14 protein-coding genes and 1 pseudogene are annotated in these 16,855 nt (G+C 60.2%); 11 read left to right on the top strand and 4 right to left on the bottom strand.

Annotated features, from left to right (window positions below):
- The 5 genes and pseudogenes from ACQY7U_RS24425 to ACQY7U_RS24445 form a co-directional block, all read left to right on the top strand.
- Nucleotides 1-330: pseudogene (locus ACQY7U_RS24425) on the top strand (tRNA uridine-5-carboxymethylaminomethyl(34) synthesis GTPase MnmE); the annotation flags it as partial.
- A 295-nt stretch (nt 331-625) separates the two neighbouring features.
- Nucleotides 626-2,512, top strand: a complete 1,887-nt coding sequence (mnmG, locus tag ACQY7U_RS24430) for a tRNA uridine-5-carboxymethylaminomethyl(34) synthesis enzyme MnmG (protein ID WP_428650633.1) — start codon at nt 626-628, stop codon at nt 2,510-2,512.
- 71 nt (nt 2,513-2,583) lie between these two features.
- Nucleotides 2,584-3,168: a 16S rRNA (guanine(527)-N(7))-methyltransferase RsmG gene (rsmG, locus tag ACQY7U_RS24435; protein WP_428650669.1), complete on the top strand. Its 585-nt coding sequence runs from the start codon at nt 2,584-2,586 to the stop codon at nt 3,166-3,168.
- Between the two features lie 20 nt (nt 3,169-3,188).
- Nucleotides 3,189-4,013, top strand: coding sequence for a ParA family protein (locus ACQY7U_RS24440; protein WP_428650636.1), 825 nt, complete (start codon nt 3,189-3,191; stop codon nt 4,011-4,013).
- Between the two features lie 105 nt (nt 4,014-4,118).
- Nucleotides 4,119-5,024, top strand: coding sequence for a ParB/RepB/Spo0J family partition protein (locus ACQY7U_RS24445; RefSeq protein WP_428650639.1), 906 nt, complete (start codon nt 4,119-4,121; stop codon nt 5,022-5,024).
- 192 nt (nt 5,025-5,216) lie between these two features.
- Here the strand turns inward: ACQY7U_RS24445 and holA are convergent, their stop codons facing one another.
- The 3 genes from holA to leuS are packed head-to-tail and all read right to left on the bottom strand — an operon-like array spanning nt 5,217 to nt 9,461.
- Complete coding sequence (holA, locus tag ACQY7U_RS24450) at nt 5,217-6,257, bottom strand: DNA polymerase III subunit delta (RefSeq protein ID WP_428650642.1); 1,041 nt, start codon at nt 6,255-6,257, stop codon at nt 5,217-5,219.
- Nucleotides 6,258-6,277: 20 nt separating this feature from the next.
- The gene (locus ACQY7U_RS24455) at nt 6,278-6,853 is read right to left on the bottom strand and encodes an LPS assembly lipoprotein LptE (protein WP_428650644.1); all 576 of its coding nucleotides are present in this window, start codon (nt 6,851-6,853) and stop codon (nt 6,278-6,280) included.
- A complete protein-coding gene (gene leuS / locus ACQY7U_RS24460) occupies nt 6,840-9,461 on the bottom strand; it encodes a leucine--tRNA ligase (protein WP_428650646.1) in 2,622 nt (873 codons plus the stop codon). The genes ACQY7U_RS24455 and leuS overlap by 14 nt, the downstream gene beginning before the upstream one ends.
- Nucleotides 9,462-9,783: 322 nt before the next feature.
- Between leuS and ACQY7U_RS24465 the strand changes: the two genes are divergently transcribed.
- Nucleotides 9,784-10,455: a YggS family pyridoxal phosphate-dependent enzyme gene (locus ACQY7U_RS24465; RefSeq protein ID WP_428650648.1), complete on the top strand. Its 672-nt coding sequence runs from the start codon at nt 9,784-9,786 to the stop codon at nt 10,453-10,455.
- A 293-nt stretch (nt 10,456-10,748) separates the two neighbouring features.
- Entirely contained in the window at nt 10,749-10,979 is a 231-nt protein-coding gene (locus ACQY7U_RS24470; RefSeq protein ID WP_428650651.1) for a hypothetical protein, read from the top strand.
- A 277-nt stretch (nt 10,980-11,256) separates the two neighbouring features.
- Here the strand turns inward: ACQY7U_RS24470 and ACQY7U_RS24475 are convergent, their stop codons facing one another.
- Nucleotides 11,257-12,696 (bottom strand): TrkH family potassium uptake protein, encoded by a 1,440-nt coding sequence (locus ACQY7U_RS24475; RefSeq protein ID WP_428650653.1) that lies wholly within the window; start codon nt 12,694-12,696, stop codon nt 11,257-11,259.
- Nucleotides 12,697-12,916: 220 nt separating this feature from the next.
- Here ACQY7U_RS24475 and dctP point away from each other — a divergent pair, with 220 nt between their 5' ends.
- From dctP to ACQY7U_RS24495, 4 genes are all read left to right on the top strand, one after another.
- Nucleotides 12,917-13,909, top strand: coding sequence for a TRAP transporter substrate-binding protein DctP (gene dctP / locus ACQY7U_RS24480; RefSeq protein ID WP_428650657.1), 993 nt, complete (start codon nt 12,917-12,919; stop codon nt 13,907-13,909).
- A 124-nt stretch (nt 13,910-14,033) separates the two neighbouring features.
- Nucleotides 14,034-14,528: a TRAP transporter small permease gene (locus ACQY7U_RS24485; protein ID WP_428650660.1), complete on the top strand. Its 495-nt coding sequence runs from the start codon at nt 14,034-14,036 to the stop codon at nt 14,526-14,528.
- A complete protein-coding gene (locus ACQY7U_RS24490; RefSeq protein WP_428650663.1) occupies nt 14,525-15,799 on the top strand; it encodes a TRAP transporter large permease in 1,275 nt (424 codons plus the stop codon). The genes ACQY7U_RS24485 and ACQY7U_RS24490 overlap by 4 nt, the downstream gene beginning before the upstream one ends.
- 12 nt (nt 15,800-15,811) lie before the next feature.
- On the top strand, nt 15,812-16,684 hold the full coding sequence (locus tag ACQY7U_RS24495) for an isocitrate lyase/PEP mutase family protein (RefSeq protein ID WP_428650666.1): 873 nt from the start codon (nt 15,812-15,814) through the stop codon (nt 16,682-16,684).
- Nucleotides 16,685-16,855 lie beyond the last annotated feature (171 nt).

Consider the following 16,855-nt stretch of genomic DNA (forward strand, 5'->3'; position numbering starts at 1 on the left):
GAACAAGACTCTTCCGGAACGATCCTTGATATTGCTTGTTCCACCAAGAAGCCTGACGGAATGAACCTGTTGTTCAGCCGCCTGACCCGTTTTGCAGAGGAAACGATTTCCCTGGGCGAAGCGCCCCTGGCGACCCGGGAAAGGCACCGGCATTACCTGAAGGATTGCCTGGCCGGGCTCGATACGGCGGTGAACGCGCACCACCTTCCGGCTGAACTCAGGGCCGAGGACCTGCGCCGCGCGGCCGATGCCCTCGGCCGCATCACCGGACGGATCGATGTGGAAGATTTGCTCGATGTGATCTTCCGGGATTTCTGTATCGGCAAGTGACCTGTTTCACGTGAATCATCCAGAGAGTTGTTGGGTCGATTCAGAACCGGAACATGTTTCACGTGAATCCGTTTCGATTATTCGTGCGTTGCCTCTCGAGGATCCAGGGAGCAGCGGTGCTGACATGGTCAAATGCACTTTGACCTCAGGCGTGTCTCGCCGTATAAGTCTCTCCGAATTTGTGCCGTGATTTCGGCCTTGTGATACTCTGGTGCCGTGCACCGGACCCCGATCCTGAAAACTTATCCGGATAGCGCCGGGCTCTCTTTCGGAGCCTTGCAAGCGGTGAGACTATATGAGCGACCAGAATTTGATCTTTGATGTGGTGGTGATCGGTGGCGGACATGCGGGCTGCGAGGCCGCTGCCGCATCCGCGCGCCTTGGTGCCAGGACGGCACTTGTGACCCACCGCTTCGACACCATCGGAGTTATGTCCTGTAACCCTGCCATCGGCGGTCTGGGGAAGGGGCACCTGGTTCGGGAGATCGATGCTCTGGACGGTCTGATGGGACGTATCGCCGATCAGGGTGGCATCCAGTTCCGCATGCTCAACCGGCGCAAGGGTCCGGCCGTGCGCGGGCCGCGCGCCCAGGCCGATCGAAAGCTCTACCGGGAAGCCATGCAGCGCGAGATCGGGGTGACGGAAAACCTGACAGTCGTTGAAGGCGAGGCCCACAAGATCCGGTTCGACGGTGAGGGCGGTAACCGCTCTGTGGCCGGTCTCGATCTAAGTGATGGCCGTGTCATCGTCTGCAAGGCGATCGTCCTGACCAGCGGGACCTTCCTGCGAGGTCTGATCCATATTGGTGACAGGAAGATCCCGGCCGGGCGTTCGGGCGAAGCGCCGGCGCTTGGCCTTTCGGACTCCCTGGAAGAAATCGGCTTTGACCTCGGGCGCCTCAAGACCGGAACGCCGGCGCGTCTTGATGGTCGCACAATCCATTGGGACCGGCTGGAGGAGCAGCCTGGAGACGAGGATCCAGTTCCGTTCTCCACGCTGACGGACAGGATCGAGACGCCGCAGATCCCGTGCCATATCACCCGCACGACGCCGGAAACCCATCAGATCATCCGGGACAATCTCTCCCGCTCGGCCATGTATTCCGGCGAGATCAAGGGCCGGGGGCCGCGCTATTGTCCTTCAATCGAGGACAAGATCGTCCGCTTCGGTGACCGGGACGGGCACCAGATTTTCCTGGAGCCGGAAGGCTTGGACGACCACACGGTCTATCCGAACGGTATCTCCACTTCGCTGCCCGAGGATGCTCAGATCGCCTTCCTGCGGACCATACCGGGTCTGGAGGATGTTGAAGTCCTGCAGCCGGGCTATGCCATTGAATATGATCACGTCGACCCGCGAGAGCTTCGCCCGACGCTGGAAGCCAAACGTTGTCCAGGCCTCTATCTTGCCGGTCAGATCAACGGCACCACGGGCTATGAGGAAGCAGGCGCTCAGGGGCTTGTCGCAGGCCTCAATGCTGCCTTGAACGTTGCCGGGCAGGAACCCTTCGTCGTAGACCGGTCGGAGGGCTATATCGGTGTCATGATCGACGACCTGATCACGCGGGGCATTACCGAGCCCTACCGCATGTTCACGTCACGAGCGGAATACCGTCTGTCCCTGCGGGCGGACAATGCGGATCAGCGGTTGACGCCGCTCGGCATCCGCATCGGCTGTATAAGCGAAGCACGGCGCAAGGCCTTTGAAACCAAGATGAAGCGGATCTCCGAGGCAGGGGTGTTGCTGAAGCGTCTGACCGTAACACCGGCGGAGGCTCAAAAGAGGGGATTGCCCGTCAACCAGGACGGCATCCGCCGGTCGGCCTTCGACCTCCTGTCTTATCCGAATGTCACCTACGAGAGTCTGGCGGCGGTCTGGCCGGAACTGGAAGACATCGACCGGAGCATTGCCGAGCAGGTGGCAACCGACGCGCTCTATGCGGTCTATCTGGACCGGCAGAGAGCGGACATTGAAGCCTTGAAACGTGACGAGGCCTTGGGAATCCCGGATGGTTTCAATTACGAAGCAATTACAGGACTGTCCAATGAAGTGCGGCAGAAGCTGATGGACATCCGTCCTGCAACGCTTGGTCAGGCCTCCCGTATGGACGGTATGACACCGGCTGCCCTGACGCTGATCCTGTCACACCTGAAGCGGCAAAACCAGAAGGGGGCCGCCTGATGGGCCGGTCCGTTGTGTTGAACAGTTCTGGACAGGTTGTGCATAAGTTTGGGGATGTTTCACGTGAAACGTTGGATAGACTCCAGATCTATGTGGACCTGGTTTTGAAGTGGCAACCCGCACAAAACCTCATTGCACCGTCGACAATTCCGGACATCTGGACACGTCACGTGGTCGACAGTCTGCAAACCCAGTGGAGTTATCCAGAGGCGAAAACCTGGGTGGACATCGGCAGCGGCGGCGGCTTCCCGGCGATTGTGACCGCGGTCCTGTTGGCAGATGACCCGGAAGCCCATGTGCACATGATCGAGAGCAATCAGCGCAAGGCGGCCTTTTTGCGTACGGCCTTGCGGGAGACCGGCTCGAAAGGAACGGTGCATGCGGGCCGGATCGAATCGGTTGCGAAAGAGTGGAGCCACGGGCCGGTTGACGCCGTCTCGGCGCGGGCGCTGGCCTCGCTTGACCTGCTTTTTCAGCTTTCCGAACCGTTTACCGCAATGGGTGCGAAGGCCGTTTTCCACAAAGGTCAGGATTTTCAGAGAGAAGTTAACGAAGCTACTGCCCGTTGGCACTTCGACATGATAGAAAAGACCAGTCTTGTTGATCCAATGAGCCGGATGCTTCTCTTCTCGAACATTTCAGCCCGGCCAGAGTAGCCCAGGAAGGTTTGGCGGCAATGAGTGTGCTTCCGGAAACACCGCGCGTTCTCGCGCTTGCGAACCAAAAAGGCGGGGTGGGAAAGACCACGACGGCGATCAACCTCGGGACTGCGCTTGCAGCCATCGGGGAGAAGGTGCTGGTGATCGATCTCGATCCCCAGGGCAACGCATCGACCGGTCTGGGCATCGAGCACCGGGACAGGGGACTGTCCACATACGAAGTTTTGAGTGGCGACTGCTCGCTGGCCGAAGCCGTGCGCGAGACCGCGGTCCAGCGCCTGTGGGTTGCTCCCTCGACCATGGACCTGCTTGGACTGGAACTTGAAATCGCTTCGACCAGCGACCGGGCGTTCCGGCTGCGGAGCGCCATTGAGAGCCTGACACGGTCGCGCCTGTTCCAGGAAATCGGTTTCACCTACGTCCTGGTCGATTGCCCACCGTCGCTGAACCTGCTGACCATCAATGCCTTGTCTGCTTCCCATTCGATCCTTGTGCCGTTGCAGTGCGAGTTCTTCGCTCTTGAAGGCCTCAGCCAGCTGCTCAGCACGGTCGAACAGGTGAAGAACGCGCTCAACTCCGAGCTCAGCATCCACGGCATCGTGCTGACCATGTACGACAGCCGCAACAACCTCTCCAGCCAGGTCGTGGCAGACGTGCGCGAGACGATGGGCGATGCGGTTTATGAAACCGTCATTCCCCGCAACGTTCGCATTTCCGAAGCCCCGTCCTATGGCAAACCGGCCTTGCTCTATGATCTGAAGTGCGCGGGAAGCCAGGCCTACCTGCGTCTTGCGTCCGAAATCATCCAGCGCGAACGCCGGTTGCGGCGGGTTGCGGCCTGAATCCGGGTTGATTCGGATCCGGATCGAAATCAGGTGGATGTGTGGCGGAAGAGGCCTCGTCACATGTTCTTAACTCATTGAAATATAAGAAGAAAAAGGTGCGGTATGGCGGAAAGAGACGTCAAGAACAAACGTTTGGGCCGTGGCTTGGCAGCCTTGATCGGGGACTCGGCACCTGAAGCCGCCGCCCCGCCGGAACGGATCTTCCGGGATACGCGCAAGGTGCCGATCGAGCACCTGGAACCGAACCCGCGCAACCCTCGCAAAACCTTTGGAGAGAAGGATCTGGCGGATCTTTCCGATTCCCTGAAGGCCAAGGGTATCGTTCAGCCGATCCTGGTTCGTCCGGCAACAGGCAAGACCGACCGTTTTGAGATTATCGCCGGCGAACGCCGCTGGCGGGCCGCACAACGGGCGGGTCTGCATGAAGCGCCGATCATCATTCGCGATGTGACCGATCAGGAGGCTCTTGAGCTCGCGATCATCGAAAACGTTCAGCGCGCCGACCTGAACCCGATCGAAGAGGCGATGGGCTATGAACAGCTGACGGCCGAGTTCAGCTACAGCCAGGGCGAGCTGGCCAAGGTCATCGGCAAGAGCCGCAGCCACGTCGCCAACACGATGCGTCTTCTGAAGCTGCCGAACTCGGTCAAGGACTATCTCGCCGAAGGCCTTCTGACGGCCGGACATGCGCGCGCGCTGATCACCGTGGATGATCCGGCAGCGCTTGCCGAACTGATCGTGGAAAAGGGCCTGACGGTGCGTGACGCGGAGAAACTCTCCCAGGATCCGGACGCATTGGCGAAGCTGAAGGGCGAAAAAACCCCGGTAGAAAAACCGCAAAAGGATGCGGACACCAAGGCCCTGGAAAAGCGGCTGACGGACTTCCTTGGCCTCAAGGTCACTGTTGGCCATAAACCGGGGAAGGAATCGGGTGATCTGAAGATCAAGTACACCTCGCTGGAACAGCTTGACGAAATCTGCAGAAAGCTGGGTGTGGAGACACGCTAAGTACTTGTTTTAAATATCGAGCTATTTTGAAGCCGGGTCCCTGATAGGGGCTCGGCATTTTTGCGAACGTCATCCTTCGAGACAGCGCTTTGCGCTTCCTCAGGATGACGTGAAGTGGAGTGTGAAGTGGCGGGTCCGCAGCTTTTAAACTCCGCGCCTGATTCACGTGAAACGGCAATTCAGGCGGAAAATCTAACGCCGCTGGCTGCGGGCGAGTGCTGCGCGTCCGAGTTTCAGAAGTGCTTCGGAGAGGACCGGGACGCCGAGAGCGTCATTCAGGCGGGAAATCCGGGTGGCTTCACTGAGGATATCCATGGCCTTTTCAAGGTCCTTCAGGGTCCAGATCCGAAGTTGCTGGCTGAATTTCGGTTTCCGGCTGAAGAAAATCGGCGGGCGCTGGCCGTCGACGACGGCCTGTGCGGGCTTGCCCTGGTCGATATCGATTCGCATCCGATGCAATTGCTGGAAATGCTTCAGCGCCTGGTTCGCGATCACGGAAGCCTTCGAACCGGCTTCCGACAACCGTTCCAGGCCGTGATCCAGTGTGCCGAGATCGCCGGAAGCGGCGGCGTCGATCAGCTCGGACATTTCGAAAGCGGAGGCGTCACCGATGATGGCTTCGATATCCTCGCTGTCGATCCGGCCCTTGCCGAGGGCGTAGAGACAGAGCTTCTTAAGTTCACCGCGGCTTGCCATGCGGTCGCCGCCGAGCAGGCTGTGCAGGGCCGCACGCGCTTCCCTGGTGATGGAGAGACCGGCTTCGCGTGTTTCCTCGTCGATGAGCTGGTCGATCCCGCGGTCATTGTCGGCATAGCAGGGCAGAGCAACGGCACGTCTGTGCGGTTCCACTATCTTCCGCAGGCCAACGCCTTTCTTGATGTCGCCGCCTTCCAGCACCACCAGCGTTTGCCAGTCGTCCAGTTTCAGCACGGGATCGAGCGCGGTGGCGAGGTTCTTGGAGGAGGCATCCTTGACCCAGATGATCCGCCTTCCTCCGAAAAGAGGAACGGTCAGGACTTCGTCGATCAATCGATTCGGATCCGAGCTGATTTCGCTGGCGTCGATCTTGACGAGGTTGAAGGGATCGCTGTCGCCTTCCGATGCCTTGGCCACGAGCCGGGTCGCACGTTCCGAGACAAGACCGGTATCGGGTCCGAAAATCAGGATGACCCCACCCTCGGCCGGGGGATTGGCAATGAAGCGGTCAATCTCCCCGGCTTTCAGGACGGTCACGGCAAAACCTCGGCTGACATTCAGGACTTGCTGGCAAAATAGCCGGCAATGCGGGCGGAAATGTCCTCGGCGACCGCCTTGGCGACACGCCCCTGGGCATCCCGGAAGGCCCGCTTGTTGGCAAAGCGCTGGTTGGAGAAGTCGTAGGAGGCGGACTTGAAGGTCCGGCCGGTAAAGAGCGTTTCGTCGGTGTTGATGTCGCTGAGCACGAAAGTCGAATTCATCGTGGTTGTGTAGGCGGCTGGCACATCGGCAAACCGCTCAACGCCGACAGCGGCGCTGTTGACGTCAACAAGCACCTTCAAACGGTATTTCTTGGCCGCGCTGCCTGCTCCGCGTTCGAAGCGGAAGGTCAACTCGTTGTAGAGCACGCGTACCGCGTCGTCGTTTGCGAACTGGGTGGGTATGGATTCCAGATCGATCGCCGCCAGATCCGCCGCCACCGGTGAAGGCGTCGAGCCGAAGTCGCCGGTGCTGGTGCCGTAGAGCGGGCGTATCTGGCACCCGCTCACCGTTACCGCAGCAGCGAAAGCCGCGCATAGTAAGGCGCTGCGAAGGGCGCCGCCTCTGGTCAGAATGGTGTTAAACAACGACATTCACAATCCTTTGCGGCACCACGATGAGTTTCTTCGGCGCATTGCCGGCCAGTGCCTTCCTGACGAAGTCGAGAGCCAAGGTAGCTGTTTCGACCTCCTCTTTGGAAGCCTCTTTTGCAATCGTCAGTTCACCGCGCCGCTTGCCATTGATCTGGATCGGGTAGGTGACCGAGTCTTCGCTCAGCAGAGCTTCGTCCGCGACCGGCCAGCTGGCCTCGGAGATCAGGTTGTCGTGACCGAGCGCCGACCAGCATTCCTCAGCCAGATGCGGCATCATCGGGGCCATCATCTGCACGAGGAAATCCGCCGCTTCCCGGACAGCATATTCGCTTCCGGCATCCTGGGCACCCTCGTTGAAGACCTTGCTGATCGTATTGACCAGTTCGTAAAGCCGGGCGACGGCACGGTTGAAGCCTAGGCTTTCCAGATCGTTCGACACGGCGGCCAGGGTCTTGTGGCTGGCGCGGCGCAGGTCGAGCGCCTTGCCGGAGACTTCCGGAGCGGATCCGGCGCGCGGCTCGATCTTCTCGGAAATGTCGCCTATCAGGCGCCAGACGCGCTGAACGAAGCGCCAGGCCCCCTGGACACCATCCTCTGTCCAGATGACGTCGCGCTCGGGCGGGCTGTCGGACAGCATGAACCAGCGGGCCGTATCGGCGCCGTAAGTGTCGATGATATCGGTCGGATCGACCGTGTTCTTCTTCGACTTCGACATTTTTTCGATGGAGCCGATGGTGACTTCCTCGCCGGTGTCGACGAGCGTGGCCCGGCGTTTGCCGTCAACGTCCTCGATGCGGATCTCGGCGGGTGCGACCCAGCGGCCGTTGTTGCCTTCGCCGGCCCGGTAGGTCTCATGGGTCACCATACCCTGCGTGAAGAGGCCCTTGAACGGTTCCTTCAGGTCCAGTGCGCCAACCTTCTGCATCGCTCTGGTAAAGAAGCGCGAATAGAGAAGGTGCAGGATCGCGTGTTCGATGCCACCGATATACTGGTCGACCGGCAGCCAGCCGTTCGCGGCCGACGGATCGGTCGGCTGGTCGCAGTCCGGAGCGGTGAAGCGCGCGAAATACCACGAGGAATCCACGAAGGTGTCCATCGTGTCGGTTTCGCGCCTTGCCGGCTTGCCGCAGCTTGGGCAGGTGGTGTCACGCCAGGTCGGATGACGGTCCAGCGGATTGCCCGGCTTGTCGAAGTTGATGTCGTGCGGCAGTTCGACCGGCAGGTTTTCGTCCTTTTCCGGCACGACGCCGCAGGCATCGCAATGGATGACCGGGATCGGGCAACCCCAGTAACGCTGGCGCGAAATGCCCCAGTCGCGAAGGCGGTAGTTCACCTGACGCTCGCCCTGCGGCGCACCGCCGACCGTTATGGCTTCCAGCTTCTTCGCCACGGCTTCCTTGGCGTCCGGAATGGAAAGGCCATCGAGGAAGTCCGAATTGAAGATCGTGCCGTCGTCGGTGAAGGCCTCCGTGCCGACGTCGAAGGTTGCCGGGTCGGCATCCTTCGGCAGCACGACCGGCTTGACGGGCAGGCCGTATTTGCGGGCGAAATCCAGGTCGCGCTGGTCGTGCGCCGGGCAGGCGAAGATTGCGCCGGTGCCGTAATCCATCAGGATGAAGTTGGCGACATAAACCGGCAGTTCGATCGAGGCATCCAGCGGATGTCTGACGCGCAGACCGGTGTCGATGCCCTTTTTCTCGGCTTTTTCAATCGCTTCTTCGGACGTGCCGATGCGCCGGCATTCCTCGATGAAGGCCTTCAGTTCCGGATTATCCTCAGCCAGAGCGACGGAAATCGGATGATCCGGGGAGAGCCCCATGAAAGACGCGCCGAAGAGCGTGTCCGGGCGGGTGGTGAAGATCTCCAGCGTGGTATCGCCGGTCGGCGCGGCCTCGGTGAACTCGAAGCGCACGCGCAAGCCCTCGGAGCGGCCGATCCAGTTCTTCTGCATCAGCCGGACCTTGTCCGGCCAACGGTCGAGGGTGTCGATCGCTTCCAGCAGGTCTTCCGAATAATCGGAGATCTTAAAGAACCACTGGGTCAGCTCGCGCTGTTCCACCAGGGCCCCGGATCGCCAGCCGCGGCCGTCGATCACCTGCTCGTTGGCCAGAACCGTCATGTCGACCGGATCCCAGTTGACCTTGGCGTTCTTGCGGTAGACGAGGCCGGCTTCCAGGAATTTCAGGAACAGGCGCTGCTGCTGGGTGTAATAGCTGACATCGCAGGTCGCAAATTCGCGGCTCCAGTCGAGCGACAGGCCCATGATCTTGAGCTGGTCGCGCATGGTGGCGATGTTTTCGTAGGTCCAGTCCTTCGGGTGGACATTGTTCTGCATCGCGGCGTTTTCCGCCGGCATGCCGAAGGCATCCCAGCCCATCGGATGCAGCACGTTGAAGCCCTTGGCGCGCTTGTAGCGGGCAACCACGTCGCCCATGGCATAGTTGCGCACATGGCCCATGTGAATACGGCCGGACGGATAGGGAAACATTTCAAGGACATAGTATTTGTCGCGGGGGTCGTCGTTATGGGTGACGAAGACGTCCTTGTCGTTCCAGATCTTCTGCCAGCGCGCTTCCACTTCGCGCGCGTTGTAGCGTTCCGTTGCCATCAAATGTGCCGTTTGTTCTTGCCGCCGGATCTGGCGGATTTCCCTAAAAGATTACCTGCCGGACTGTCACCAGAAATCATGTCCGCGGTCAACATGCGAGAAGCGAATGATCTTGCAGATGCCTGTTTATTTCGCAATGCCGCATTCGTAAAGCTGTCCACTGGTCCGATTTGCCGAAGTTTCCGTAAAATTGCGGTGCGGTTTCCGCGCAAGACAGTCATAGATCCTTCGGGTTTATGAAATCTCACCCTTGAGCTTGAAGACAGGCTGGTCATAAGAGAGAGACAGCAGACCCGTTTCCTCAGTCAGAAGGACTTGATACATGACGACCGCAGCCGAGCGACTTGAAGAGGTCAAGGCCGACATTCGCAAGGCCGAAGCCGGCTACGGCCGCAAGGAAGGGGCAGTCACGCTGATTGCCGTGTCCAAGACTTTCGAGGCAGAGGACATTCGTCCGGTTCTGGAAGCGGGCCAGCGGGTCTTCGGTGAAAACCGCGTCCAGGAAGCGATGAAAAAGTGGCCGGGTCTCAGGGAAGACTTCCGGAACATCGAACTTCACCTGATCGGGCCGCTTCAGTCGAACAAGGCGAAGGAGGCGGTGACAACCTTCGACGTCATTCATACGGTCGACAGGTCGAAAATCGCGAAGGCCCTGAAGGAGGAGATGGAGAAACAGGGCCGGGAGCTTCCCTGTTTCATTCAGGTCAATACCGGTGAAGAGCCGCAGAAAGCCGGCATTGCGCCGGCTCAGGTCGACGCCTTTGTCAGGGAGTGCCGGGAGGAGGTGGGCCTCAACGTCATCGGCCTGATGTGCATCCCGCCGTTCGATGAAGCGCCGGGCGAGCACTTTGCCCTGCTGGAAAAGATCGCGGTCCGCAACGGCCTTGAGCAGTTGTCCATGGGCATGTCGTCGGACTATGAGACCGCCGTCGGTTTCGGCGCGACCCATGTCCGTGTCGGTTCGGCGATTTTCGGAAGCCGTGATTATACCTGACCGCGTCTGAAGGTCCGGTGACCACCGGCAGGCGGCACGATGGCGGGGATATCCTTCCGCAATGCGGATATGGTCATAATCCTGTCTTGAATCGTCAAAAATGACAGTATTTTGTCCCGCAGGTGACCGATCGGCCTCGTCAGTCACAACAATGCCGCGACCTTTCCCAAGAGCAGCCCTTCGACGGACGCGATCCGGCAGCACAGTCCGCCCCGTTCCGGTTCGTCGGGTCGCAGGGGCCTTTCGAATGGACGGAACAGAACGACCAAACCCAAACAGTTGGAGGTCAAATCATGTCCAAACGTCTTACTGCTGCTCTTCTCGTCGGTGCTTTCACCGTTTCCACGGCAGCGCTTGCACAGGGCATGTCTTTCGAGGCGGTCGACAGCAACCAGGATGGATTCGTGAGTTTCGAGGAAATCACGGCGGCGGTGCCGACCTTTACCGAAGAGGCGTTCAAGGCGGCGGATGCCAACCAGGACAACCTGCTGGATCAGGACGAGTTCGCTACCGTACAGCCGTAATCCGGCTTCAGGCTGCCCCGGCGGCGGGACAGCCTGAGTTGAGCGCATTCCGCTCACAGACCACCGCCGGACCGGTCACGCCGGCGGTGGTTTTGTTGCCCTGGAGCGTGGTCCGATCTTATTGATTCATTTGGCCGAGGCGATTTTGTTCGCCACGTCGTTGTCTTGCCCTTGTGGTGTGGTGCATGGCGCAAAGGTTTTGACGCCGCTGTTCAAAGCCCGATCGGCGACCTCCTGATCGATCTGGACGTACAATCTCTTGGGGCCGTACCCCAGCCTACTCGAGCCAGAAGTCCGGCGTCAGGATCAGGATGCCCGCCAGGATCTCAAGGCGGCCCAGGATCATTTCGATTGCCAGGAACCATTTTGCGAGATCCGGCAGGGATTGAAATGTGCCGGAGGGGCCAATCGTGTCGCCGACACCCGGGCCGACGTTGGCCAGCGCCGTGATAGAGGCACTGAGCGCGGTGATGGGATCGAGACCCAGCATCATGTAGACGATCGCGAAGCCCGCGAAAGCGCCGGCATAAAGAACCGCGAAGACCAGAATCCCCTCCAGGACCGAATTGGACACTCTACGGCCCTGAAACTTGGGTTCCAGCACACGGTGCGGCCGGATCAGCCGGCGGAGCAGGCTTTGAACGTAGCTGGTGAGGATGGCGACCCTGAACATCTTGAAGCCGCCCGAAGTAGAGCCGCTGCAGCCTCCGAAAAAGGTCAGCACGAAGAAGATCGCCACAACGGCCGGGCCGAACTGCAGATAGTCGTTTGCCGCGTAGCCGGTGGTGGTAATGACGGACACCACGTTGAAGGTGGCCAGCGTGAACATGTGGAAGGGCGTGTCCAGAACGATGAAACGTTCCAGAAGGAAAACGCTGAAGGAAGCAATCGTGACGATGATCAGCAACAGCAGGATCTGAGCATCGCTGCCGGCCTGCCGCCGCTCGATGCTTCGGATCAGGAACAGGAACGGAAAGCTGGAGGACAGCATGAAGACCGTTGCCACCCAATAGACCGAGGTTCCGGAAAACTGGCCGAAAGACTGATCCGATGTCGAGAACCCGCCGGTGGAAACCGTGGTCATGGCATGGACCACGGCGTCGAAGAAATCCATGCCGCAAAGCTGATAAAGTGCGAGGCAGCTAAGCGTCAGTCCGGCATAGAGGACCAGCAGGCGGTAGACGAACGGCCCGACATGACCGTAGGGCTTTGTCGTGCTTTCCGAAGATTCCAGTGAGAACAGCTGGCTTCCACCGACCCTGAGACCCGGTAGCAGCCAGATGCCGATAGCCACGACGCCGATGCCGCCGATCCATTGCAACAGCGCGCGCCACAGGAGAATGCCCGGCGGCAAATGGTCGAGCCCCGTCAGAATGGTCGATCCGGTTGTCGTCAATCCCGAGGCGGTTTCGAAAAACGCATCGGTAAAATTGATGCCGAGACCACTGAAGAAGAAGGGAATGGACCCGGCAAAGGAAAAGGCAAACCAGGCGGCGTTCACGAAAATAAGTGCTTCGCGGAAATTTTCCGGCGGATTTTCGCCATGAAAGGCCATCGTCATCAAAACGCCGGCCGTACCGAGCACCAGTGCCGAGACGAGAAAAACCTGCCAGTCCGGATTCTCCGCGAAAACGTCCGCGATTGCCGGGATGATCATCAGGAGGGAAATCAGCAGGAGCAAACGTCCGATGGGAAGCGCGATGGTTCGAAAATTCATGTACCGAGCATCCGGGACGGTTGGCTGTCAGACCGGCAGTTGAGATTGACGGAAGGTCTTTTTATCGGCTTGTGCAATGCAAAATGCAAGGAGCTGACGGTCCCGGGTACCAAGTACCTAAAAAGACAGTTGAATTTTTCTAACTAGTACGTGTGTCGGTCCTTGTTGACCACTACCGGCCGGTTTGTCAGAGTACCCTCCTAAATTCAGGGAGGAATTTATGAAACCATTTTCCTGGGCGCTCGGAGCCGCCCTCGCAATCAGTCTTGCCGCCGGGTCGGCCAATGCCGCTGACACCACGCTTCGCATCTCGCTTCAGCTGCCGCTCAAGAGCCACCTGGGTCAGAATCTGACACTCTTCAAGGAAGAAGTGGAGAAAAACTCAAACGGCGATATAGCGGTGGAAATCTATGATTCCGCTCAACTTTACAAGGACAAGGAAGTTCCGGCGGCCGTCGGGTCCGGCGCCATTGAAATGGGCGTTGCCTCGCTGACCCGCTATGTCGGCGACATTCCGGCGGTCGATATCTTCTATCAGCCGTTCCTGTTCGACACGGAAGAAAAGGTCCGGGCCGCCGTTGCGCCGGGATCCGCCGTGCGCGGTCCGCTGGACGAGGCCATCAAGGGAACCGGATCCACCGTGCTGTGGTGGCAGGCCTATGGCGGCGCGATCATGCTGTCCAAGGACGCACCGGTGAAGACGCCGGACGACCTGAAGGGCAAGAAGGTCCGTGTCTTCGGCAAGACCCTTGGCGACTTCGTGACCGCTGCCGGCGGTGCACCGACGCTGATTTCCGGATCGGAACAATATCTGGCCTACCAGCGCGGGACCGTCGATATCGGCATGACCGGCATTTCCGGCGTCAAGTCCCGCAAGCTCTGGGAAGTGATGGATACGATCACGGTGACCAACAACGCCGACATCGAGTTCATCGTTGTTGTGAACACGGATTTCTGGAACGGCCTGCCGGAGGCGCACAAGGAAATCATCCAGGCCGCGGCCCTGAAGGCTGAAGCCGACGTCCGCGACCGTATGTCCTCGATCGAAGCTTCGGCCTATGAGGCGGCGAAGGAAAACGGCATGACGGTCTACACGCCGACGGCGGATGAAATGGCTGCCTGGAAGTCCGTTAGCCAGCCGGTCTACGACACCTACCTGGAAAAGGCCGGCGATCTCGGCAAGAAGGTGATGGACGCGGCCAAGGGCCTCTGAGGGGTTTCTTCGCGTCGACACTACAAGAGCGGCCGGTTTCCGGCCGCTCTCCCTTCCGGGCATCGCTCCGCCGGTGCCCGTTTCCCGTTTCCGGCTGCTTCCTGCCCAACCGTCCGACGATCCCATGAGAACGTTTCTTCTTTTTCTGCAGGCACTCGCCTGGGCAGCCGCGCTGCTGTTTGTTTTTGCCGGCCTGATGCTCACCTATGAGGTTCTGGCGCGTTACCTGTTCGTCGCGCCGACCATCTGGGCCGCCGAACTTTCCCAGCTTTGCCTGATATGGGGAACCATGCTGGCGATGCCCTGGCTGTTGAAGACAGGCCAGCATATCGCGGTGGACGCGTTGACGGATCAGCTCGGCCCGCGCATGCGGCGGCTGTGCCACCTGCTGGCCATGCTTGCGATCGCCGCATTCAGCGCCGGCGTCACCTGGAAGGGGGCCGGCATTTTCCTTGATTCCTTCGAGCGCGGACGCACGACCGGTTCCATGCTGGACCTGCCGACCTGGGTGTCCGAACTTGCCATCCCGATCGGCTTTGCGCTCCTGTTCCTCCAGGCCCTGATCGAGACCGGCCGCGTTCCCCCGAGAGGGGAAGGCGAGGGGAGGATCATGGAATGACCACCCTTCTCATTCTCGCGGTCCTCTTCGCCCTGTTGCTGATCCGGGTGCCGGTGGCCTTTGCGCTCGGCGGGCTCGGCCTTGCCCTGCTGGTCGTTGGCGGGTTTTCCCCGCTCATGGCACCACAGGCAATCCTTTCCACGCTGGACGGTTTCATTCTTCTGGCGGTGCCGCTGTTCCTGCTGATGTCCAATATTCTGCTGAAAGGCGGCGTCGGCCGGGATCTTTTCGCCGCCGTTCATGCCTGGGTCGGCCACTGGCCGGGCGGACTGGCCGTGGCGACAATCCTGTCCTGCGGCATCTTCGCGGCAATTTCCGGATCTTCTGTTGCGACGGCAGCGACCATCGGCACCGTCGCCATTCCCGAAATGATCAAGCGGGGCTATGAGCGCAGGTTCGTCTACGGCCTGCTGGCGGCGGGCGGGACGCTCGGCATTCTCATTCCGCCGTCCATTCCGATGATCGTCTACGGCTTCGTGACCGAGCAGTCGGTGATCGCGCTGTTCCTGGCCGGGATCGGCCCGGGCATATTGCTGGTCGTGTTCTTCATCGCCTTCTCGATGATCTATGCGCGCTGGTTCGGCGGTTACCGGCCGGAACCGGCGGCAAGCTGGGACGAGCGTTTCCGGAGCACCGTGCGGGCGTTGCCGTCGATCGCCCTCGCACTGGTCGTGATCGGCGTCATCTATTCCGGCATTGCCACGCCACCGGAGGCGGCCGCCATCGGTTTTGCCACCGCGCTACTGATCACGGGCGTTCTCCTGCGCACACTGACCTGGAAAGCGCTCAAGGAAGCTGCCTATGATTCCACGGTAACAACCGTTGCCATCCTCCTGATTGTGGCCGGTGCCAAGGTCTTCGGCAAGGCGATCACGCTCTACAGGATCCCGCAGGAGATCTCGGTCTTCATCGGCCAGAATATCGACACGCCGCTCGCCTTTATCATCGTCGTCTCCGTCGTGCTGCTGATCATGGGCCTTGTCTTCGAGGCGCTCTCCATGGTGCTGATCATGACGCCGGTCCTGCTGCCGGCGGCGATGGCGCTGGGCTTCGACCCCATCTGGTTCGGGGTCTATATGGTGGTGATGGTGGAATGCGCGCTGATTACGCCGCCGGTCGGGCTCAACCTCTATGTGATCCAGTCGGTGGCGAAGTCCAGTCTCGGCGACGTCTCGCGCGGGGTGCTGCCGTTTCTGGCGCTGATGCTGGTCTCGGTGGTGATCCTTTACCTCTGGACCGATCTCGCCCTTTATATTCCCTTCAAGTTCTGAGGATCTGACGTAATGCCGTCTCCGGCCGAAACCCTTCGTGCGCTGCTGGCGCAGGACAAGCTCCATGTCATGCCGTGCTGCTTCGACGCCTTGTCAGCAAAGCTGATCGAACAGGCGGGCTTCGATCTCACCTTCATGTCCGGCTTTGCCACATCGGCTTCCCGGATCGGTCAGCCGGACCTGGGTCTGATGTCCTACGCGGAAGTGCTCGACCAGGCGCGCAACATTGCCGATGCCGTTCGTATTCCGCTGATCGCCGACGGCGACACCGGCTATGGCAACGCCATGAATGTCCGGCGCACGGTCACCGGTTTCGCCAAGGCGGGCGCGGCGGCGGTCATGATCGAGGACCAGCTTGCGCCGAAGCGCTGCGGCCACACGCCCGGCAAGGCGGTTGTTTCGCGGCAGGAAGCCTTCGACCGCATCCGGGCGGCCCAGGATGCCAAGGAAGAGGGCGCCGATATCCTGATCCTTGCCCGCACCGACGCGCGCCACGACCACGGCCTGGGCGAAGCCATCGAGCGGGCTGCGAAGTTCAAGGAACTCGGCGCGGATATCCTCTTTGTCGAGGCACCCAAAACCGTTACCGAGATGGAAGAAATCTGCCGGGAGCTGCCGGGGCCGAAGATGGCCAATATCGTCGAGGGCGGCGAAACCCCGGAACTCTCGCACAAGGAGCTTCGGGACATCGGTTTTGCGATCGCCGCCTATCCGTTGACGCTGATGGCCAGCGCCATGAAGGCGATGGTGAAAACGCTGGAGCAGCTCAAGTCGGACGAAGACCGAGCGCCGGACCTGATGGATTTTTCAGACCTCCGTCGGCGCATCGGCTTCAACGACTACTACGAGCTTTCGGCGCGCTACGAGACATCGAAGCGGGATTGATTGCCGATTTTTCCTACTGTCCCCCCGGGCGAGCATAGCCAGACCCGGGGCCCACTCATTTCCAGGGTGCTTCCTCTTGAAATGAAGCGTTGAAACATCCGGCTACCGTTTGTGCGAACCCTGAGGCGATTAGGCCCCGGATCTGCGCTGCGCTTGTCCGGGATGACACCC

The organism is Roseibium sp. (assembly GCF_050301095.1).
In the GTDB taxonomy this organism is placed as follows: domain Bacteria; phylum Pseudomonadota; class Alphaproteobacteria; order Rhizobiales; family Stappiaceae; genus Roseibium.